The organism is Shewanella sp. MF05956 (assembly GCF_059758055.1).
In genome coordinates this window covers 142,166-163,715 of sequence record NZ_JCAYNV010000006.1, presented here as the reverse complement: position 1 = coordinate 163,715, position 21,550 = coordinate 142,166, and the positions used below count along the sequence as shown (strand labels likewise).

General features: G+C 41.9%; 23 protein-coding genes and 1 pseudogene. 15 read left to right on the top strand and 9 right to left on the bottom strand.

Annotated elements, in window-relative coordinates:
* Positions 1-149: 149 nt before the first annotated feature.
* Entirely contained in the window at positions 150-707 is a 558-nt protein-coding gene (locus AC19MX_RS08690; RefSeq protein WP_498297750.1) for an arylesterase, read from the bottom strand.
* A 61-nt stretch (positions 708-768) separates the two neighbouring features.
* Here AC19MX_RS08690 and AC19MX_RS08685 point away from each other — a divergent pair, with 61 nt between their 5' ends.
* A complete protein-coding gene (locus AC19MX_RS08685) occupies positions 769-1,518 on the top strand; it encodes an ABC transporter ATP-binding protein (protein ID WP_498297673.1) in 750 nt (249 codons plus the stop codon).
* Positions 1,518-4,001 carry an ABC transporter permease gene (locus AC19MX_RS08680; RefSeq protein WP_498297672.1) on the top strand — a complete coding sequence of 828 codons (2,484 nt, stop codon included), beginning with the start codon at positions 1,518-1,520 and terminating at the stop codon, positions 3,999-4,001. Before AC19MX_RS08685 ends, AC19MX_RS08680 begins: the two co-directional genes overlap by 1 nt.
* Positions 4,002-4,104: 103 nt before the next feature.
* On the opposite strand, the gene AC19MX_RS08675 is transcribed toward AC19MX_RS08680, so the two are convergent.
* Complete coding sequence (locus AC19MX_RS08675; RefSeq protein ID WP_432405295.1) at positions 4,105-4,359, bottom strand: TIGR03643 family protein; 255 nt, start codon at positions 4,357-4,359, stop codon at positions 4,105-4,107.
* A 120-nt stretch (positions 4,360-4,479) separates the two neighbouring features.
* On the opposite strand from AC19MX_RS08675, the gene AC19MX_RS08670 reads away from it, so the two are divergent.
* The 6 genes from AC19MX_RS08670 to AC19MX_RS08645 all read left to right on the top strand — a co-directional run bounded on the left by AC19MX_RS08670 (position 4,480) and on the right by AC19MX_RS08645 (position 9,289).
* Positions 4,480-5,199 carry a pseudouridine synthase gene (locus AC19MX_RS08670; RefSeq protein WP_498297670.1) on the top strand — a complete coding sequence of 240 codons (720 nt, stop codon included), beginning with the start codon at positions 4,480-4,482 and terminating at the stop codon, positions 5,197-5,199.
* A gap of 140 nt (positions 5,200-5,339) precedes the next feature.
* Entirely contained in the window at positions 5,340-6,236 is an 897-nt protein-coding gene (locus AC19MX_RS08665) for a LysR family transcriptional regulator (RefSeq protein WP_498297668.1), read from the top strand.
* A 611-nt stretch (positions 6,237-6,847) separates the two neighbouring features.
* On the top strand, positions 6,848-7,954 hold the full coding sequence (locus AC19MX_RS08660) for an ion channel (RefSeq protein ID WP_498297666.1): 1,107 nt from the start codon (positions 6,848-6,850) through the stop codon (positions 7,952-7,954).
* A gap of 131 nt (positions 7,955-8,085) precedes the next feature.
* Positions 8,086-8,586, top strand: a complete 501-nt coding sequence (locus AC19MX_RS08655; RefSeq protein WP_498297664.1) for a hypothetical protein — start codon at positions 8,086-8,088, stop codon at positions 8,584-8,586.
* Between the two features lie 110 nt (positions 8,587-8,696).
* Positions 8,697-8,951, top strand: a complete 255-nt coding sequence (locus AC19MX_RS08650; RefSeq protein ID WP_188925489.1) for a type II toxin-antitoxin system HicA family toxin — start codon at positions 8,697-8,699, stop codon at positions 8,949-8,951.
* Positions 8,948-9,289 carry a type II toxin-antitoxin system HicB family antitoxin gene (locus tag AC19MX_RS08645; RefSeq protein ID WP_188925488.1) on the top strand — a complete coding sequence of 114 codons (342 nt, stop codon included), beginning with the start codon at positions 8,948-8,950 and terminating at the stop codon, positions 9,287-9,289. The genes AC19MX_RS08650 and AC19MX_RS08645 overlap by 4 nt, the downstream gene beginning before the upstream one ends.
* A 232-nt stretch (positions 9,290-9,521) precedes the next feature.
* Here AC19MX_RS08645 and AC19MX_RS08640 read toward each other — a convergent pair whose 3' ends face one another.
* The gene (locus AC19MX_RS08640) at positions 9,522-10,412 is read right to left on the bottom strand and encodes a TIGR01777 family oxidoreductase (protein ID WP_498297663.1); all 891 of its coding nucleotides are present in this window, start codon (positions 10,410-10,412) and stop codon (positions 9,522-9,524) included.
* Positions 10,413-10,496: 84 nt separating this feature from the next.
* Entirely contained in the window at positions 10,497-10,865 is a 369-nt protein-coding gene (gene folX, locus AC19MX_RS08635) for a dihydroneopterin triphosphate 2'-epimerase (protein ID WP_248970602.1), read from the bottom strand.
* A 154-nt stretch (positions 10,866-11,019) separates the two neighbouring features.
* On the opposite strand from folX, the gene AC19MX_RS08630 reads away from it, so the two are divergent.
* The 7 genes from AC19MX_RS08630 (at position 11,020) to AC19MX_RS08600 (ending at position 17,537) form a co-directional block, all read left to right on the top strand.
* A complete protein-coding gene (locus AC19MX_RS08630) occupies positions 11,020-12,192 on the top strand; it encodes an AI-2E family transporter (RefSeq protein WP_498297661.1) in 1,173 nt (390 codons plus the stop codon).
* A gap of 33 nt (positions 12,193-12,225) precedes the next feature.
* Positions 12,226-13,134, top strand: coding sequence for a class I SAM-dependent methyltransferase (locus tag AC19MX_RS08625; RefSeq protein WP_498297659.1), 909 nt, complete (start codon positions 12,226-12,228; stop codon positions 13,132-13,134).
* A 361-nt stretch (positions 13,135-13,495) separates the two neighbouring features.
* On the top strand, positions 13,496-13,654 hold the full coding sequence (locus tag AC19MX_RS08620) for a periplasmic nitrate reductase, NapE protein (protein ID WP_432399821.1): 159 nt from the start codon (positions 13,496-13,498) through the stop codon (positions 13,652-13,654).
* A gap of 43 nt (positions 13,655-13,697) precedes the next feature.
* Positions 13,698-13,955 (top strand): chaperone NapD, encoded by a 258-nt coding sequence (locus tag AC19MX_RS08615; RefSeq protein WP_432399820.1) that lies wholly within the window; start codon positions 13,698-13,700, stop codon positions 13,953-13,955.
* Between the two features lie 2 nt (positions 13,956-13,957).
* The gene (gene napA / locus AC19MX_RS08610; protein WP_498297657.1) at positions 13,958-16,447 is read left to right on the top strand and encodes a nitrate reductase catalytic subunit NapA; all 2,490 of its coding nucleotides are present in this window, start codon (positions 13,958-13,960) and stop codon (positions 16,445-16,447) included.
* 11 nt (positions 16,448-16,458) lie between these two features.
* The gene (locus AC19MX_RS08605) at positions 16,459-16,929 is read left to right on the top strand and encodes a nitrate reductase cytochrome c-type subunit (protein WP_498297656.1); all 471 of its coding nucleotides are present in this window, start codon (positions 16,459-16,461) and stop codon (positions 16,927-16,929) included.
* Between the two features lie 20 nt (positions 16,930-16,949).
* On the top strand, positions 16,950-17,537 hold the full coding sequence (locus AC19MX_RS08600; protein ID WP_432399847.1) for a cytochrome c3 family protein: 588 nt from the start codon (positions 16,950-16,952) through the stop codon (positions 17,535-17,537).
* A 118-nt stretch (positions 17,538-17,655) separates the two neighbouring features.
* Here AC19MX_RS08600 and AC19MX_RS08595 read toward each other — a convergent pair whose 3' ends face one another.
* From AC19MX_RS08595 to AC19MX_RS08575, 5 genes and pseudogenes are all read right to left on the bottom strand, one after another.
* Complete coding sequence (locus AC19MX_RS08595) at positions 17,656-18,663, bottom strand: D-alanine--D-alanine ligase (protein WP_498297654.1); 1,008 nt, start codon at positions 18,661-18,663, stop codon at positions 17,656-17,658.
* A 199-nt stretch (positions 18,664-18,862) separates the two neighbouring features.
* On the bottom strand, positions 18,863-19,219 hold the full coding sequence (locus tag AC19MX_RS08590; RefSeq protein WP_498297652.1) for a YkgJ family cysteine cluster protein: 357 nt from the start codon (positions 19,217-19,219) through the stop codon (positions 18,863-18,865).
* A gap of 149 nt (positions 19,220-19,368) precedes the next feature.
* On the bottom strand, positions 19,369-19,803 hold the full coding sequence (locus AC19MX_RS08585) for an excinuclease (RefSeq protein WP_432399814.1): 435 nt from the start codon (positions 19,801-19,803) through the stop codon (positions 19,369-19,371).
* A gap of 127 nt (positions 19,804-19,930) precedes the next feature.
* Positions 19,931-20,362, bottom strand: a pseudogene (locus AC19MX_RS08580) (ATP-dependent DNA helicase); the annotation flags it as partial.
* Positions 20,363-20,676: 314 nt separating this feature from the next.
* On the bottom strand, positions 20,677-21,336 hold the full coding sequence (locus tag AC19MX_RS08575) for a hypothetical protein (protein WP_432399813.1): 660 nt from the start codon (positions 21,334-21,336) through the stop codon (positions 20,677-20,679).
* Positions 21,337-21,550 lie beyond the last annotated feature (214 nt).

Genomic DNA, 21,550 nt, shown 5'->3' with positions numbered 1-21,550 from the left:
CTTAAATTGTCTAATTGTCTAAAGTTTATCGTTATTTAATTGCTTGCTGAGCATCCATTCTAAACATTGATACTGAAAATAAAATGACTTTCGTTCACTTTATGCAAAACATTTTAACATTTGCTGTGAAACTTATAAAATTTAAATAGTTACTTATCTATTGCTGTTGTGATCCAAGGCAGCATCCATTGCGTAATTCTATCTTGTGCCAACTCATTTGGGTGAATGCCATCACGTTGCATCAAGCTTTTATCTGCCGCGATATCTTGCATAAAAAATGGCACTAGGCTGAGCGAGTATTCATCTGCCAATTCATGATACACATCAGTGAACATTTTTGTGTAGCGAGGTCCGTAATTTGGTGGCACCATGATTTCGGTCAGCAACACTTTGGCGCCGTGCTCCTGTGATTGCGTGATGATTTTTGTAAGATTTGATTTCAACTGATTTGGTGGGAATCCACGCAGACCATCGTTACCGCCGAGCTCAATAACAACAATGTCTGGTTGGCTAGAGTCCAGTAAACTCGGGAGCCTGCGTAAGCCTCCTGCAGTTGTTTCGCCACTGACAGAACCATTAACAATCTCATGTTGAGGCAGTTCGTTTCGCAGTAATTGTACCCAACCTTGATTTTCTGGCATGCCATAGCCTGCACTTAAACTATCACCTAGTATCAAAACCGTGGCAGCATAGGTAGGCGCGCACATTAACATTAGCGTAAATGCAGTAGCTAACATGCGTTTAAGCGACAAAAAGAAGAAGGATTGTATGTCTAATAATATCGTTCGAAATACCAATGCCATAACTGTAACTAACCTTAATAAAACTGTAGTGACCCAAGAGGGAGAGTTGACTATCCTCAACGGCATTAATATAGAAGTCAAGCAAGGTGACAGCATTGCTATTCTTGGACCATCGGGTTCGGGTAAATCAACCTTACTTGGATTATTAGCCGCTTTAGACACACCAACCTCAGGTGAGATAGTGCTTGATGGTGTCGCATTGTCAGGGCTAAACGAAGAGCAAAAAGCCGCACTGCGTAAGCAAAAAGTCAGCTTTATTTTTCAATCCTTTATGTTGGTCGACACTTTAACCGCGTTAGAAAACGTGATGTTACCTGCAGAGCTTGCAGGCGTTACCGATGCCAAGCAAAAAGCCCAGGCGATGCTTGAACGTGTTGGCTTGTCGCATCGCTTAAATCATTTACCGAAACAATTGTCTGGCGGTGAGCAGCAACGAGTTGCAATTGCCAGAGCATTTATTTGTGAACCTAAAGTGCTGTTTGCCGATGAGCCAACCGGTAACTTAGACAGTGTCAACGGCGATAAAATTGCCGACATGTTATTTGCCCTTAACCAAGAAAGTGACACAACCTTGGTACTCGTTACTCATGATTTACACCTTGCACAGCGCTGTGCAAGACAGCTTGTTATGGAAAATGGTCATTTGTCTGAACCAGCAGCAAATACTCGTGATGCAATGAAAGACGTTGTTGAGCAGGCCGAGGAGGTAAGCTAATGGAGTGGCGTATTGCTTGGCGGTTATTTAAACGCGAGCTTGCTCAAGGTCAGCTAGTGCTGATTGTATTGGCCATAACCTTAGCTGTGCTGTCGGTTACTGGGCTTGCTCGGGTTAGCGAGCGTTTACAAGTGGCCATTAATGGTGAAGCCGCAAACTTTATTGCAGCCGATCGTATTATCGATTCACCCGTTGAGTTAGACCCTAAAGTGTTAACCATTGCAGACGACATTGGCCTTGCCCATGTCACCAATATGCAATTTAACTCGATGGTCTATTCGGGTGATAAATTTCAATTAGTGACCGTCAAAGCGGTGGGGGATGGTTACCCGTTAAAAGGCGACATTGAGCTCAGCACCGGCATAACGCGCGCGTTACCGCAAACTGGCCAGGCCTGGTATGAAAATCGTTTAGGAGGCTTGCTTGGATACCCTAAAAGCATTGAGTTAGGTAACAGTGAGTTATCACTAACCGAAGAAATCAGTCGCTTACCCGATGCCGGTTTTAATCCATTTGCCTCATCACCTGTGTTGCTTATTCATCTAAATGATGTCGCTGCTACGGGGATTATTCAGCCGGGCAGCCGTGTGACCTACCTGTACCAGTTTACCGGTGATGCGCAGCAATTGGTTGATTTTGAACTACAAGCTAAACCACTACTCAATAACAGCCAGCGCTGGGTTGATGTGCAATCTGGTGATTCACCGATTGCCTCCGCGGTACAACGCGCTGAGCGCTTTTTATTGCTAGCCAGTTTATTGGGTATTGCATTGGCGTGTGCGGCTATCGGTATTGCGGCGCAGCGTTATTGTCAACGCCATTATGATGTGGTCGCGATGCTGAAAACCTTTGGCGCGTCGGGTAAACAAATCCGTGTGTTATTTGGGTTACATTTATCTTTAGTGACACTACTCGGTATTGCGCTTGGTTTAATCGGTGGCTTGTTACTCGACCTTGGTATCACAGCGTTTTTACCGCCCGAAATCGCGGCGTATTCACCGCCTTACTTGCGCCCGGTATTACTCGGTGTCAGCACCGGCTTAATCAGTGCGTTTATGTTTTCGGCTTATCCGTTAATGCGTTTATTGGCGATTCCTCCACTGCGGGTGCTGCAACGTCAGCTTGAGGGTTTACAGCTCGGCATGTGGTTGCATTTGCTTCTCAGCTTAGCGGCGATGGCGCTTTTAGGGTATTTGTATTCAAGAAGCCTCGCGCTGACGATGACTGTCGTGTTAGCGGTCATGTTACTTGGCGTGTTACTGAGCCTATTAGGGTTTGTGATGATCCGCCTCGGTCACGGCATTGGCATGAGAACCACCAATCCATTGCAACTTGCTTTGGCTGGGCTGCGTCGCCGAGCTCGTCAAAATGCGGTGCAATTGGTCGGCTTTAGCAGTGCTTTGGTGTTGCTGCTAACTATTTTGGCCTTAAGACAAGATTTGCTTAACGAGTGGCAAAAGCAGTTACCAGAAAATGCGCCTAATTACTTTTTGGTTAACATTGCCCCTGAAGACAGTAAACCGCTCGATGACTTTTTAACCCTCAATCATATAAAAGCCACCGATATTTACCCGGTTGTGCGCGGACGCTTAACCCATATTAATGATGAAGAGTTGATCTCGGGTAAACAAGCTGACGATGGCGTTGAAGGTCGAGTGGGGATCTCTCGTGAGTTAAACTTAACTTATCGTGATACCTTGCCGCCCAATAACAAATTGCTTGAGGGTCAGTTTAATCAAACCGACGATGAGGTGTCTGTTGAATCTGGTGTGGCTGAGCGTTTGGAGCTTAAACTGGGTGATAAACTGACTTATCGAATCGATAACCAGGATTTATCAGTCACGGTTGCCAGTATTAGACAGGTGCAGTGGGAAACCTTGCAGCCAAACTTTTACATGATTTTCACCCCTAAAGCACTTGAGCCTTTTGCGTATACTTCAATGGCCAGTTTTCATCTTAATGATCAACTATTGGCCGCCGATGGCAGCACGTTAACGGCAGACCAGGTGGTGTTGCAATTAATTAGGCAATTCCCGACGGTGTCGATTATTGATGTTGGCGCTATGGTAGGGCAGCTAAGGCAAATTATTGAACAAGTGTCTTTGTCTTTGTCGCTAGTATTAGCATTGGTGTTGTTAGCCAGTGCACTAGTGCTGATTGCCCAAACCGAGGCCGGTATGGCCACTCGTCAACGTGAGTTAGCGGTATTACGCACATTTGGTGCATCAGGTTGGTTATTGCGGGCATCAACTGGGTTTGAGTTTGCCCTACTGGGTGCCATTGCTGGCTTGTTAGCGGTCATCGTGGCCGAGTTTGCCTTGTATATGCTAAAAACGCAGGTGTTTGAGTTGGTTGTGTATATGCATTGGCCATGGTGGGGTATCGCACCTGTGGCTGGCGCCGCCATTGTTTCAACACTTGGTGTGTGGCGTTGCAGGCAGCTATTAAACAAGTCGTGCAGTGACATGCTAAAAGAAGGTTAGTTCATAGCGAGAAGTCATGACCGATACATGAATAAAAAGGGAGATGCATTGGCATCTCCCTTTTTTTGTGCTGGCTTAAGCCATTTTTTATCCCACGCTCAGGCTATTTAGATCGCGGCTTATATTGTGTAGGGCAATAACCACGATCGACTCCCTCTGGTCGTAGCTTAAGGTGTTTGGTTTTTCGGCCTGTAACTCGCGTGCGCCATAATTTAAAGCTACCTGGTTTCATGGTACTGCGCATCAATTTGATGACAGCAGATTCGTTTAAGCCATACAGGTGTTCAATGGCTTCAAATGGCGTACGGTCTTCCCAGGCCATTTCAATAATTCTTGAGGTATCTTGCGCTGAAAGCATTGCGTATGATGTCGTTATTGGGTTTGCCAATACATACGTTAAACAGCCTGACTTAGTTTATTGCGTGTTTATAAATAGTTTAGCGATGGTTTAAATTATTATCCTGGGTATCACTATCACATGCGTCTTGACCGTTTTATCAGTAAAAGTACCGAATTAACGCAACAACAAGTGAGCGACTGTATCGCTCAAGCCACTGTGTGGGTGAATGGCGTTGCCGTTACCGATGAAGCCACTCAAGTGCATGAAAATAATCTGGTGCAATTTAATGGGCAAACCTTAGTACCGCGTCCTTTTCGTTATTTGTTATTACATAAGCCGCAGCAAACCTTGTGCTCAAACGTCGATGGGGTTCATCCATCGGTATTCTCGTTACTGGATATTGAGCGGCCGTCGGAGCTTCATATTGCTGGGCGCTTAGATGCTGATACCACTGGGTTGGTGTTAATAACCGACGATGGCCGTTGGACATTTAATATCACCTCGCCCAAATACGCGTGTTACAAAACTTATCGAGTCGATTTGGCAAAACCGATAAAAGAGGATGTCGCCGAGCGCTTTGCCAATGGGATCGCATTACAGGGCGAAAAGGGCCTGACCTTACCCGCAAAGTTAGAGGTTATCTCAGCACAACAGGTGTTACTTACACTCACTGAAGGTAAGTTTCATCAGGTTAAACGCATGTTTGCTGCCGTGGGCAATAAAGTGGTAGCGCTGCATCGGCAACGAATTGGTGCAGTAGAACTCGATGTGCCAGAAGGTCAGTGGCGCTATTTAACCGCAGAGGAGATCAGCTCTTTTTACTCGGTAAATAGCGAAGATGGATCTGCTCTTAGCTAACATCAACATATAACTCGTTTTTCAACATGCTTATCAATAAAAGAATTATCAATAAAAGACTTATCAAAAATAGACTTATCGATAATCTCAAATTATCAAAGCTGTTATGCTATCGACATCGTTTAGCGTTGGAGTTTGGCATGTTAAATCAGCAATGGTTAACCACTTTTATTAAGTTAGTTGAAGTCGGGCATTTTACTCAGACGGCAGAACAACTGTTTATGACCCAGCCCGGCGTGAGCCAACACATTAAAAAGTTGGAACAGCAAGTGGGTGTAGCATTGTTATACCGGGTTGGAAAACGCTTTGAACTCACCGAGGCGGGCATTCAACTACATAAACAAGCCTTACTTTGGCAGCAACAGCAACAACAACTGTTATCACAACTGGCTGTTGATGATGTTTATGTTGGCGAGTGCCGAGTGGCATGTTCTGGCTCGCTGGCATTATTACTTTATCCGCATTTAATTGACTACCAACAGCCACACCAGCAATTACAAATCTCATTGGAGGCGGCACCTAATAAGCGCATCATTGACAATGTGTTAGCCAACCAGGTTGAGCTTGGCATTATCACCCAAGCGGTTCATATGGATGAGCTCGAACTCACACCTCTTGGGCAGCAAGCTTTATGTATTGTGATGCCGAAAAAGTATCAAGATAGCGCCATAAACTTTGAACAGTTAATGGCACTTGGCATGGTAGCGCATCCCGATGGCATGCATTATTGGCAACAAATTGTGAATCATTACTTTAATGACAAGCAAGCCATGGCACAGCAGGTGCCAATAAGAAGTTACGTTAACCAGCTAAATCAGATACTCGTGCCAGTAGCAAAAGGCTTAGCCTTTGCCGTATTGCCACAATTTGCCGTAGACAGTTTTGCCCAGCAAGCCCAAATATGCATTGCCAAGCTCGATGGTATAGATGATCCAAAGCAGGGCGTCAGTGAACCATTATTTTTAATTAATAAGAAGCACCGCCCGCTGGCAAAACGTTACCAACCCATCATCGATATTATTCATAATTTGGTTTGAGTCAGTTTATTATTTAGGTGTTTTTAAGACTATTGGGTTGGGAAGGCTCATTGATGGCTCATTGTTGGCTCATTTTGTCTCATTGGGTATTTAAGATATGGCCTACGACCACTAACATCGTGGTGTAATAATCTCTGGCCGTTGTTGCAGCATTACCCGAATGCCTCTCACAAACACAATGCACTTTACCGTTGCCAACAAGCTTTTATTTGTACCCAAGTCACCTGTTGCTCATGTGAAAAAATCAAAAGCGTTAAACATACAATCAGCATGAGTACTTTTATATGGACCGTGCTGGTTTTATGTACAGATATAATGGTTTTTCATCGGTTTATGATAAAAAATGATTGAAAATCGTGCGTTAGTTGTAGCAGTTGATAAATACATAAATCGTAATCCTCTGATATTGTTGTCTTTAATTTTTGTAGCGTGACACCGAAGCCTACTTTATGTGCAAGCACGGTTTGCTTTTGTCTTTTAGTCACAATTAATTGCTTTACTTCAATAAGATAGCAAATGTAGGATGATATTAATCAATCACTTAAATGGCTGACTTTAAATTTATTTGGCTGTTGAATAAGCTGTTATACCGTTAATCGAGATTTATCTATATGAGCAATGAAGGTTTTACATTTGATTTAGTTACTCAACGGTTTTTAAAAAATAGGTGGGAAACTGAATTAGGCCAGAAGGTATTAAATGAAGTTATTGATGGTATGAAAAATGGGGTAGAAATTAGATCTATCTTAGATCCATATGTACTCGAACACCCTGAAAACAAAGACCCTTATGGACACCCGCATTATCCTCTGAGTCAAATGGATGAAAATGATTTTTGGGTATTAACTCAAGATGATCTTAGAGGTATTCATGTATATCACGAGAAATTTCCAAAAAATTCTAGTTGGACTGTAAAATCATTAAATTACGCTCGTTTTTATAACTGTGACTTCCAAAATACAAATATGGAACGAACAGAGCTTACGATGGCTACTTTTGAAAAATGTAATTTGAAAGGTGTTATTTTTGCTTCTAGTGGTGGGTTTGGAACTAGGTTCATTGAATCAGATTTAACTGGTGCCTGTCTTTGGTCTTTTGGTTTAATTAATGGAGATTTTTCTGGTTCAGATCTTAGCGATATTTATCTTGAATCAACACTTCTAGAAAATATTAAAGTAAATTACATGACTGTCGTAAATGGTACGTTCGCCAAAAACTGGAAAAAAAGAACCCAGTTAGGCAAAGAATTACCAGAGTATCTTAAGTCATTTAGAGTTGCCTTTGAAAATGCAAACCTATGGCATAGAGTTGATTACTTCCTAAATCTAGAGCGAACGGAGAATCGTAAGCACATTTTATATAATAAAATGCGTTTAGAAAAAACAAAAATAGCAGCCAAAGAATGGTTTTTTGATTTGTTATGGGGAAAAACGACTGGTTATGGAACTAAACCTTTTCGTTTGGTAACTATTTGTATAATCGTTGCTTTTATATACTCACTGATATTTCAATTTGCAGGAAACCCTGGAATCGATGATTCATTTGCAACGTCCGTCTATTTTTCTTTTACAACTTTTTCTACTCTCGGTTATGGTGATTTATCGTACCTCGAAGACCGTTGGATAATGAGATTGTTAAGTTCTTCCGAGGCACTAGTAGGAGCAACTTTAATCGCAACTTTTGTAGGTGTATTGAGTAGGAAAGTAATACGTCACTAAAACGGTATGGCAAGAGTATTTAAATAGAACTAAAACAGTAGGTTAGGTTTCTCTTCGCTACACATTTTAACCCACTATTTTAGTCCGCTTAATGCGGCGTTAGCAGCCAAGTTTATGGATTTAAGTTAAGTATGATGTTAGAACCTTCAAGCGGTACCTACTTCGTAAGTAATGTGGAGTCCATCAACGCTAGTTTCAATTTAATTGGCTTAATAATCGCTGGCGCAGTCGTTGTTGCGATTTTTAAATTCACACCTTTGCTACAGTCGCTCTCAGCTCTAACCAAATTAAAATCTAAACATATCGCAGTTATTGCGGTGAGCATATTTATGATTGTTTTTACCACAGCACTTTTTAACGGATTGGATATTTATCACGTCCAAAATACTATTTTGGCTAATAAGGCTCAGGTCATATCGGGCTGTATAACCAACCACAAAATTGTACAAGGTAATAGTAGAGAAGAAACTTTTATCGTATCAGGGGTAAAATTCACGTATAACGATTACGCTACCGAGAGATACTTTTATGCTAATCGAGAACACGATACGTACATAAAAAACGGACAATGCGTGGCTATTGTTTATCTTTCTAAGCAAAGAAACGGGATTTTAAAAATTGACAAGGTTTGAATGGTATTGGCACTAACAAACAACAATTAGCATGGCCAAGATACTGCCCACGATAGTCTTGGTATAACCTGAAACTTGTTTTGATATCAAGTTATGATATCATCCTGTTTATGAATTCAAAGCAAAAACGCACTTTGATAGCGATATATACTGATCCAGTGTCTGCTTCTTTAGTATGGAAGGATATTGAGTCTCTGTTTGTATGTATAGGTGCTGAGGTGATTGAAGGAAATGGCTCGCGTGTTAGGTTCCATAAAAACGGCGTCATTGCTTCTTTCCATCGACCGCACCCAAAGAAAGAAGCAAAACCATATCAAGTCAAAGATGCGCGATCCTTTCTAAAACAACTAGGAGTGGAACCATGAGTAATTCAATGGTGTATCAGGGTTATGCTGCTCGTATAGAGTTTAGCTCAGAAGATGAGTGTTTTATTGGACATATAGCAGGTATAAAAGACGTTGTTGGGTTTCATGGTGAAACTGTTTCTGAACTAAAAACAGCATTTGAAGAAGCAGTCAATGACTATTTAGAAGCGTGTAAAAAGATTGGTAAAACACCTCAAAAACCTTATTCAGGAAAATTAATGCTACGCATTCGTCCCGAAATTCACGCAGCTGTTGCAACCGCAGCAGAGCTGAGTGGTCAGAGTATAAATCAGTGGGCGGCAGAGGCTCTCAATAGAGAAGCTAATTTGTTAACTTAATCGGGCAATCGGAGGTGTCTAGCCTCCTCTTGACCTAGTGTGATCAAAGCACCACAACATTGGTGGCCGCAAGCCATAACGACAAAGCTTAAAGTGACAACTCAAATTACCGCTATACCACCGTCCTGCATTATTTATTCACAGCACTCTCAATCCAAAACCCAATCCCAAATCCCAAATCCATTCAACTCGCCAGGCATTTAACTCACCACGCTTTTAACTCACCACGCTTTTAACTCACCACATCAGTGAGTGCAGCTTCAATATCGGTATAGTTAAACTCATAACTGGCTTTGAGCGCATTGGTGGGCAGTACAAATTGGCCTTCGATAAGTAACTGTGACATTTCACCCATAGCCAGTCTTAGTGCTAACGGAGGCGTGGTGATAATCGCTGGTCGATTAAGCACTTTACCTAAGGTTAGTGAGAAGACTTTGTTACTCACCGGATTTGGTGCAGTGGCATTGAACACGCCTTGCAAAGGCGGGTGCTCGAGTAAATAGTTTATTAAGCCTACCAAGTCGCTGATGTGGATCCAGCTCATGCCTTGATCGCCTTTGCCAATTGGCCCGCCAAGCCCTAACTTAAACGGTGGTAACATTTTGGCTAACGCGCCGCCATTTTTACCTAATACAATGCCAATGCGAGTAATGCACACGCGCGTTTGTTGCGATTGTGCTTGCAGGGCGAGGTCTTCCCATTTTTGGCAAATGTCGTGGCCAAATTCGGCGTGAAACCCGCTTTTTTCATCAACAGGCGTTGAATCTTGAGCACCGTAATAGCCTATTGCTGAGCCGCTAATAAAGGTGTGAGGCGGGTTGCTGCTGTTGCGGATAAGCTGGCTAATAGCGGCGGTAATATCCCAGCGGCTATTGCAAATAAGCTGCTTTTGTTTGGTAGACCAACGTTTTGCGACTATGGGTTCGCCAGCTAAATTGATCACTGCATCAATGTCATTTAACTCGGTTTTATCTGCCAAGCTTGACCAGTATTGGTGTTGTTCGCCAAGCTTAGCTTTAGCTGCGCTGATGTTACGACTCAAAATAACCAGTTGATGCTGTGTGAGCGAGCCCACTAACTGTTGGCCTACAAAGCCGGTGGCGCCAGTGATTAAAATTTTCATATCACCCTCAATAAAGTATGCCGATATAACTCAATTATACGGCCGTCAACATCAAAATGATCATCCGCTAATACCGTTACTGGCTTATTGCGGTTTTTGGTAACACAACTCCATTGACACCGAGTCGGCAAAACGCAGTGCGTGCGGTTTGTCTATTTCGACACTGGCAAACTCAACCCAATCATGTTCGCTGGCAATAGCCAATGTTTGGTTGGTAAGATTTTCCAATAACGAAAAACGATTATTTTCAATCAAGGCAATGATTTTTTTAGTAATGGTGCGATAATTCAACGCATCAGCAACATTGTTGCTATTGCGAGCTTTGTCGGCACAATAATGAATAACCACATTAACGATAACATCTTGTTGATTATTGATTTCGTCTTCTTTAATGCCGATATAAGTACGTAAACGTAGGTTTTTAATGCGTATAATAGCGGTTTCTGGTTTCATATTGTGTGTGTTATTCCTTAAATGTGATTAGCTGCTAATATGGCCAACGTTAAGATGCAAAACAATAAAATTTAACTTAATTAGCAACACGTTACTGGGTTTAGCTTAGCATAATCAATTATTTTAATAAGTAGCAATAAGGATTTTTTACCCTATGAAAGGAATACAGCAGTCGTCAATGGCCGTGCGCAGCTTTGTGGTTATGGCGTGTGTGGTGATTATTTTAGCGGGGATTAAAACCGCCAGTCCAATCGTGGTGCCTTTTGTGCTGTCAGCATTTTTGGCGGTAATTTGTAACCCAGCCATTGTGTTGTTGTCTAAATATCGGATACCTAAATGGTTATCGATTATTTTGTTGATGGCGTTTATCGTGTTGATGGGGCTATGGCTAGCCAGTTTGGTGGGCAGTTCAATTAATGAATTCTCAAAACAGATGCCGGTATATCGCCAGCAATTAATTGAACAGTTTGCTTGGATTATTGAAAAGCTACAAAGCTTTAATATTCAAATATCTAAGCAAAAGGTGCTCGATTATTTTGATCCCGGTATGGCGCTATCCATGACCACCAATATGCTATCTGGTGTGGGTAATGTGATGGCCAATTTGTTCCTGATTATTTTGACCATTGTGTTTATGTTATTTGAAGCACAATCACTGCCTAAAAAATTCCATTTAGCGTTAGACGATCCAGACATGCGTTTAAAGCAAATCGATAAGTTTTTACACTCTGTTAATCAATACATGGTGATTAAAACCTTAGTGAGCCTGGCTACCGCAGGGGTGATTGGAATAGGCCTGAGCATCATTGGCGTTGACTATGCGCTATTGTGGGCTGTGATTGCATTCTTGTTTAATTATATTCCTAATATTGGGTCGATTATTGCTGCTATACCCGCGGTGTTATTGGCGTTTATCCAAATGGGACCTGGCGCAGCGGGCATTACTGGGCTGTTATATGTAGGCACCAATATGGTGATGGGCAATGTAATTGAGCCTCGTTTTATGGGCCGCGGCCTAGGCTTATCTACACTAGTGGTATTTTTATCATTGATTTTTTGGGGGTGGCTACTGGGGTCGGTCGGTATGTTGTTGTCGGTGCCATTAACAATGATTGTTAAAATTGGCCTTGAGTCTAGTCACTCTGGTGGTTGGTTAGCGATATTGCTGGCAGATGATGTTGAAGACATTATTAGTGAGCCGTTAAGTGTTGAGCAAACCGCAACAGATACAGTTGATAGCGAGACAGAAACCGTTACCGATGTAGCCGCTAGTTCCGATAATGCTAACCCTGTTAGTGCTGAAGCTGATCAAACTAAACCATCATAGTGTGATGGCTCATTTATTTAAGTAAGAGAGTGTATGAAGCGTTTTTTACAAGTATTACCTGATTTGACCGTTGGTGAAGATGTTTGCCGTTTATTTCATGGTCGTGGTGGTTTATTTGCTGGCGATGAACACCTTTGTTTAGACTGGTATAAACCAGTATTACTGCTCACGAGCTTTAAAATGTTAGACGATGAGCAGCGTGATGAATTGGTGAGTGCCATTGTGGCGTTTTGGCAATCAACATACCCAAATCAGCTTCTGAATTTAGTCTATCAATATCGCCATGGTGGCCAAACCTTTAGCGACTTATTGTACGGTGAGGTGCCTGAGCAACACGTGGTGACTGAAAACGGCGCCCGCTTTTTGGTGCATTTACTGCGTGGCCAGAACCATGGCCTCTTTTTAGACATGGCCAATGGCCGTGCATGGGTTAAACAACATACTAAGCATAAAAAAGTGCTTAATTTGTTTGCTTACACGTGTGGTTTTTCGGTGGCTGCCTTGCAAGGTGGGGCTGATGAAGTGGTTAATATGGACATGAGCAAAGGGGCGTTAAGTATTGGTAAGCAAAACCATTTACTCAATGATTTACCTGTTGGTGCCCGTTATTTAGGCCATGATATTTTTAAGTCCTGGGGCAAGCTAACAAAGTTAGGGCCTTATGATTTAATCGTGGCAGATCCGCCAAGCAACCAACGTGGCAGTTTTGTGGCCACCAAAGATTATGAACGTCTGTTAAAACGTTTACCAGACTTGTTAGCGCCGCAAGGGGAAGTGTTATTGTGCCTCAATGCGCCGGAGCTTGGATGTGATTTTTTAATGCAACAAGTGGCTAATACAGCACCGCAATTGACCTATGTTGAGCGCATTGACAATCCAAGTGTATTTGCTGACATCGATGAGCAAAAATCACTCAAAGTATTGCGTTATCGTTTGAGCTAACAGTAAAACCATTTTTATTTTACAAAACCGATACCGTTAAGGTGTCGGTTTTTTTATGGGCGTTTGTCTACTACAGTTCATTAACATGTTCAGCGCGCAGACATAATTTAATTATGTTAGCAAAAGTTGATATTCATCAAATAATCGGTAAATAAGTCTTTATTTAATCGATATTTATGTTTAAGAACTTCGATCTAAATAATGATTTACCTAATTTGATGATCTAGATCATATAACTCTTAGTTTACCAATTTGTGAGTATATAGTTTGTTAATTGATAAACGGTAAAATTCCCCGAGTCCTAATTAAGAAACAACAAATATAAGTCTGTGTTGTTTTATCCCCCACTACTGGAGGGTCTATGAGTAAAGTTACTACCAATTTGAAAGGCTTAGAGCTGAAAATTTTCATCTTTTTGACCGTGTTTTTAGCGCCAATTTTATCAGTGCTACTCGTTAGTGCACTTGGCTTTAGTATTTGGTTTAGCCAAATACTGACAGGGCCTCCAGGCGCTGGTTAATCCATCAATCCAATAATTAAAATCATTAAATGAGAGTGATGTAATGAGCAATGAACTGCACGTAACCAGCCTAATTGTCCAAGTGAAACCTGAGAAAATGGCTGAAGTCAGACAGACAATAATGGCCATCGAAAATGCTGAGTTGTCAGCTAATAATGACGTTAAGTTAGTGGTTGTCGTTGAAGGTCCGAGCCAACGATCGTTGATGGATGATATATCAACAATAAATGCCATTCCTGGTGTGTTGTCGGCCACCATGGTGTATCACCAAAGTGAAGTGTTAGAAGAAGGTGAAATATGAAAATGAATAGACGCGATTTTATGAAAGCCAATGCCGCTATCGCAGCGGCAAGTGTTGCAGGTTTAGCATTGCCAACAAGTGCAAGCAACCTGATCACTAGCTCTGAACAAACTAAACTCGAATGGAACAAAGCACCTTGTCGTTTTTGCGGCACAGGTTGTTCGGTTATGGTTGCCACCCGTGACGGTAAAGTGGTTGCTACCCATGGTGATGCGAAAAGTGAAGTGAACCGCGGCTTAAACTGCATTAAGGGTTATTTCCTTTCTAAAATTATGTACGGTCGCGATCGTTTGCAAACCCCTATGTTGCGTATGACCGATGGTAAATACGACAAACATGGCGAATTTACCCCAATTAGCTGGGAAAAAGCCTTCGACACTATGGCTGAGCGCTGGAAAGCCACCATTAAAGCTAAAGGTCCAACTGCTGTTGGTATGTTTGGTTCTGGTCAATGGACAGTATGGGAAGGCTACGCTGCGGTTAAGTTAATGAAAGCGGGCTTTGGTTCAAACAACATCGACCCTAACGCACGTCACTGTATGGCATCTGCCGTGGGCGGCTTTATGCGTACCTTCGGCATTGATGAGCCGATGGGCTGTTATGACGATATGGAAGCGGCTGACGCGTTTGTGCTTTGGGGCTCAAACATGGCAGAAATGCACCCAATTTTGTGGACTCGTGTAACCGACCGCCGTTTAAGCGCACCACACGTTAAAGTTGCCGTGTTGTCGACCTTTGAACATCGTTCATTTGACCTTGCTGATTTGCCGATTGTATTTACGCCACAAACTGATTTAGCAATGCTTAACTTTATTGCCAACTACATTATCCAAAATGGCAAAGTGAATAAAGATTTCATCAAAAAGCATGTTAACTTCCGCAAGGGAACCACTGATATTGGCTATGGTTTACGTCCAACGCATCCATTAGAAATGAAAGCCAAAAACGTCGCGACCGCTGGCGACTCTACACCGATGGATTTCGACGAGTTTGCTAAATTTGTTGCTGATTATGATGTTGAGTCTGTGAGTAAGTTATCTGGCGTGCCAGAACACAAGCTTATCGAATTGGCAGAGCTTTATGCTGATCCAGATCGTAAAGTCACGTCATTCTGGACCATGGGCTTTAACCAACATACCCGCGGTGTGTGGTGTAACAATCTGATTTACAACATTCACTTATTAGTGGGTAAAATTTCTACGCCAGGTAACAGCCCATTCTCGTTAACTGGCCAGCCATCTGCTTGTGGTACCGCACGTGAAGTGGGTACATTCTCACATCGTTTACCTGCAGACATGGTAGTGACTAACCCTGAACACAGAAAACACGCAGAAGATATTTGGAAGATCCCAAGTGGCATTATTCCACCTAAACCTGGTTATCATGCTGTTGAGCAAAACCGTCGCTTAAAAGATGGCGATTTAAATTGCTACTGGGTTCAGGTCAATAATAATATCCAGGCCGGCGCCAACATTAACGAAGAAGGATTACCTGGTTATCGTAACCCAGAAAACTTCATCGTGGTGTCAGATGCATACCCAACCGTGACAACTCAAGCGGCTGACTTAATTTTACCAACAGCCATGTGGGTAGAAAAAGAAGGTGCTTACGGTAACGCCGAACGTCGTACTCAATTTTGGCATCAGATGGTTAAAGCTCCTGGTGAGTCACAGTCAGATTTGTGGCAGTTAATGGAGTTCTCTAAACGTTTCACCACTGATGAAGTGTGGCCAGCGGATGTATTAGCGGCTAATCCACAATTTAAAGGCAAAACCTTATTTGAGGTGCTTTACCAAAATGGCAATGTTGATAAATTCCCATTAAGCGATGCTGATCCTAAATATTTAAATGATGAAGCGAAGCACTTTGGTTTTTATGTGCAAAAAGGCTTGTTTGAAGAATACGCTACCTTTGGTCGCGGCCATGGTCACGACTTAGCAGACTTTGATGTTTACCATAAAGAGCATGGTTTACGTTGGCCTGTAGTTAACGGCAAAGAAACTAAATGGCGTTTCCGTGAAGGGTCTGATCCATACGTTAAAGCCGGTAAAGACTTTGAATTCTATGGTAAGCCAGATGGTCGTGCAGTTATTTTCGCATTACCGTATGAGCCTGCAGCAGAAGAGCCGGATGAAGAATACGATATCTGGTTATCGACAGGTCGTGTACTCGAACATTGGCATTCTGGTTCAATGACGCAACGTGTACCTGAACTGTATAAAGCTTTCCCTGATGCGGTGTGTTTTATGCATCCAGAAGATGCTAAAAAGCGTGGTTTGCGTCGTGGTGATGAGATTCGTGTAATTTCTCGTCGTGGTGAGATTAAAACTCGTGTTGAAACGCGTGGTCGCAACAAACCGCCAGTCGGCTTAGTGTTTGTACCTTGGTTTGATGCCAGTCAGCTCATTAATAAAGTCACATTAGATGCGACAGATCCTTTGTCTAAACAAACTGACTATAAGAAATGTGCCATTAAGATTGTAAAGGCTTAAGGAGACAGACCATGAAAACAGGTAAATTATTATCGATTATCGCGTTATTAGGGTTCTCTGTCAGCGTAATGGCGACCAGCGTACCTGAAGATAAAATCGACACATTGCGTTTAGCACCGATTAACGTTGAACCGACTCCGCCAGCCATGCAAGCGGTGATCAACACTGACGTTAAGCAAGTGCGTAACTATCCTATGCAGCCACCGGTAATTCCACATAAGATTGATGGTTATCAGATTGATCTTAAAGTGAATAAATGTATTCAGTGTCATGCACGCACTAGTACTGGCCATTCACAGGCACCGATGGTGAGCGTGACTCACTATATGGACCGTGATAATAATTTCTTGGCTGATTTATCACCACGTCGTTATTTCTGTACTCAGTGCCATGCACCGCAATTGGATGCGAAATTGTTAGTTGAAAATGACTTCGTTGACATTGATCACTTAATTAAAGCTAAAGCTGCGGTTAAGCACTAGGAGTCAATATGATAGCAAAACTGCTTGAACAACTAAAACTGGTATGGAAAATTCTGCTTCGTCCGAGTGTCCATTACAGTCTTGGCTTTTTGACCATCGGTGGCTTTATTGCGGGGGTTATTTTCTGGGGTGGTTTTAACACGGCTTTAGAATTAACTAACCGCGAAGAGTTTTGTATCGGTTGTCACGAAATGGAAAACAACGTTTACCAAGAGTTACAAACAACGATCCACTTTACTAACCGCAGCGGTGTGCGTGCAACGTGTCCTGACTGTCACGTACCGCACAACTGGACAGATAAAATTGCTCGTAAAATGCAAGCGTCTAAAGAAGTGTGGGGTAAGGTGTTTGGCACGATTAACACCCGTGAAAAGTTTGAAGCAAAGCGTCGCCATTTAGCCGAAAATGAATGGAACCGCCTTAAAGCCAATGACTCTTTAGAGTGCCGTAACTGTCATAACTTTGATTATATGGATTTTACCCGTCAGTCTAAGCGTGCATCGCAAATGCATTCAACGTCACTGGCTAGCGGCGAAAAAACCTGTATCGATTGTCATAAGGGGATTGCACATCAATTACCTGACATGGCAGGTGTAGAAGGCTTCTAAACGCTTTCGAGAAAACACTTAAATGAACAAGGCCAGCATATGCTGGCCTTGTTTTTTTGTCTCGTTTACACATAAATAAACGTGTTTATCGCGCTTTTGTTGATGACAAAATCTTTTACTACAAATCGACTTGTCTGCCAATCACATCAATTAAATACTCAGTGAAATCATGACCGTGATTTTGTAACATCTTCGGGAACATCGAAATCGGTGTTAGTCCTGGAAAGGTGTTGATTTCATTTAATAGAATTTGATTATCTTGAGTTAAAAAGAAATCAATACGCGATAAATGACGCAGTTTCATGCCTTTAAAAGCTTTAATGGCATAGTCTCTAATTTGCTGACTCAGCTCTGCTGTTAAATTATCAGCAACCACATCGGTGCGCGCTTTACTGTTTTTAGCGTATTTTTCTTCAAATGAGTAAAAGGTATTGCTGTCGCAAATAATCTCACCTGGTAAGGTGGCTACTACTTCACCTTGATATTCGTATACTGCCACTTCTAACTCGCGAGCATGGATGGTTTGCTCAACCACTACGTAAGGTGCGTAGCTAAAGGCATCTTTAAGCACCTTGGCAATATTGGCCTTCACATCGACTTTATAACAGCCGACAGACGAGCCTTGAGAGGCGGCTTTAACAAACACTGAGCCCCAAGTATCAAACGCCGTTTCAGTTTGCTTAATGGCATCATCGTCAAGTTGATGTAAAAAAATGTATGGCGTATTAGGTACGCCTAGAGCAGAAAACCACATTTTAGCGGTAATTTTGTTAAAGCAGTTACTTGAGGCTTCAGATTCACAACCAAAATAGGGTAGTTGAATTAAGTTAAAGTACGACTGAATATCACCGGTTTCACCAGGGAACCCATGAATACAAGGAATAACATAATCAACAGACCATGCCGGAGTGTTGTTGTCTTCAAAACGGATTTCACGACGATTGGTTAAATCGCATAATTTACCGTCTTCGGTGTGGTAATGCCCGTGTTCGTCGAGTACTAATTTAAGTACCGAAAATTTATCTGACGTTGCCAGTGATGACTCAAAAAAACGTGCAGACATTAACGAAATATCGTGTTCTGCACCGCCACCGCCGCACAATAACAGCAGATTAATCTTTGGCATGCTTACTCCTGAAAACCAAAAAGAATTGGGTTAACGCCTGATTCTGTTAACCCTAAAAAAGTAGTGCTTATGATAAAGACCGAAGCCCCTTAAGCGCAAGTCACCGTTAATAATATTTCAGCAAGTTTATTACTTTTTATCTCGTTTTTTTAAATTAGATTCAATGGTGATTAACACCATCAGTGCACAATAAAAAGGCTTAAATCCCAAACGCCTTGCGCTCAGATTCACATTCGTATTCGGCCATTTCAAATTCACGGCAAATCAGCGGTCGAACTTCGTAAATCGAACACATCATAGTGTCTCGGTCTAGTGCTGCACACCAACCGTCATCAAGTCGGCGCATGACTTCTCCGCCCCAATTATCTTTGGCTATATAGACTTTAGGTACACCGGTTTCGGTAATTAACATCACTTCTAAACGGCAGCAACACGCTTGGCAGTTTGAACAAGTTATTGGATTGTTGGTTTGTACCGATGAATGGCTAGCGTTGTCAGATTGAGACGACGTGATAGGGGCAATATCGGTAAACTTGGCAATAAGATTTGAAGGCATTAAAGGCTGCGGTTAACTATTTACACTAAGGATACCGTAAATTAGATTGGTTATCCTCAATCGCTCACAAGAAAATAACCAATCAAACGATGATTGATGGTTTGATGGTTATTTTTACTGTGTAAAATTAAAAGCGCTAACGATATAAATTAAAGTTTTACGACTTTACCGGTTAATGCGACACCAGCCATTAATGCGCCAGCTCCACATTGAAAAGTGTCATTACTGCTGGTGAGGTTATGTTTATAGTTTGATTTAATCTCTACCACCGCATTCCCGCCTTCTTTTATTGCCCGATCTTTTAAGGCTATCATTGCCGATAGAAACACCCAGTGGCAGGCCTCTAAATCGGTTTTATTAAAGGCATTGGTTTTTTTACTGGTGCTAAACTCACCCATTTTCTGCAAGGGTTCACTAAAAGCTTGATCACCAAAATAAAAGTTAATATTGTTGCCAAGCTTATTTTTAGCGTGCTCTGAGCTCATGGCATCAGCTATAGAGTAGCTGCCAATATCATCGCGAGCAAAAGACGTTGCAGGCAATAAGCATAGTGCCAACGTCATGGCGGCTAAGGTGTTCTTCATGTGTAGTAAAGTCCTTTTAGTTAAAACTGTTAAATTACTTTCTTGCTCTTACGCCAAAAAAGTAACATTAAAGACGTTGAATTACACTTATCAAAAAGGATTATTTAAACATTAACGCATGATCATTTTAATCAACGTCTCCCCACAATCGCCAGGCTAAACCTGATGCGCGTGAGGTGGCTTGTTGGCTGGCTTTTTCAAATATGTTTGGGCTGCCTAGGCAATAAAAATGTTTTTTGGCGCGGGTGATGGCGGTGTATACCAGCTCTTAGGTGAGTAACTGCCATTGGGCGATGCTAGGGCGTGTGGGCAGCACAAAGCTGACTTTATCAAATTCGCTGCCCTGGCTTTTGTGTACAGTCATGGCGTAGCAGGTTTCGTGGCTTGGTAATCTGGCGGGCAATACTTTTAATAAGCTGCCAGCTGCCATGACAAAATGGGCCATTAAGCGCTCTGGTTTATTACTGTCTTGTAAAATTAAGCCAATGTCGCCACTGAATAAGCCTAGGTTGTAATCGTTACTTTGAATAATGATTGGCCTACCAAGATAAAACTCACCTTGAACATGAGTTAATTTCAATAATATCAATGGTATGGCCATCAAATTCGATGAAATAAATATTTACCAATAAACTACGCTTTATTTATCCTTTCTAAACGGTATTTGAAGATGGCCAGACCAAGACAAACAATCTTTAGCCTCGAAGATGCGACTTCTCCTGCAAATAGAGCGTTGTCACTGTTGTTCGTGAGTTGCCCGTAAGGCATTGATATGTGGTATTGATCATCCAACATACGATAATTTTGGGCATCGGTATGAGTGGATGGAGTAACATGGCCATATATGCCATCATTTCATTAGTTTTTAAGAGATTATTGCATTTTTTTATGTGGAGGTTTTTTTTCACTAAACAATGCTGAAGGTAGTATTAAATTAGGTGCCAAAAAGAAATCCTCACCGATAGTATTACCAGAGAAAAGTTCCGAAATCAGTTCATCTCCCTTATAAACATCAATTGATATGCCGCGACCCATCCCGCCAGAAATACCCACATAATAATAGTAAGTACCGTTACTAAAAAATAAAATATCCTTCCCCATTCGGCCTATCTGCTGATAATACCGACTAAACGGCAGCTCAGTGGTCGCTTTGTTTTCAAGCGTTACAGTATCGCCGTTACCGTAGCGGTAACTTAAATATGAATTATCTTTGGCCAAGCACATCGATAATCTGTTGTTGGTAGGCGTTAGCTTATAAGCTACATCCTTGCTGGGATTACGTTCAACTTTATTTATTTTAGTATTAATGTAGATTATTTCGTTTGCTTTGCAGTATGTAGAAGCTTGCTCCGAAATCTGATCAGCAATAATTAATTGAGCGACGCCATTCACCTTGTTAACTTCAACACTGCTAATCTCAGTAGTATTCATCTCTATTTTCGTAACTAGGTTCCTCTCGGAAGAAGGTGAAACCTTATTACCGCAGGCCGTTAAAATTAAGACACTTAAAGTCGCTAGCATTAAACGTTTCATATTCAAAAGTAATCCATCTAAAATAAGCCTATATTAATACATCCATCAACATGGTAACCCATGAATTTGGCTAAATATCAAACTATAATCTACGGTTTATTTACCCTTCCTAAATGGTATTTGAAGATAGCCAGATCAAGGCAAACAATCGTTAGTCTCGAAGATACGCCTTCTCCAGCAAATAGAGCGTTGTCACTGCCGTTCGCTATTCGTC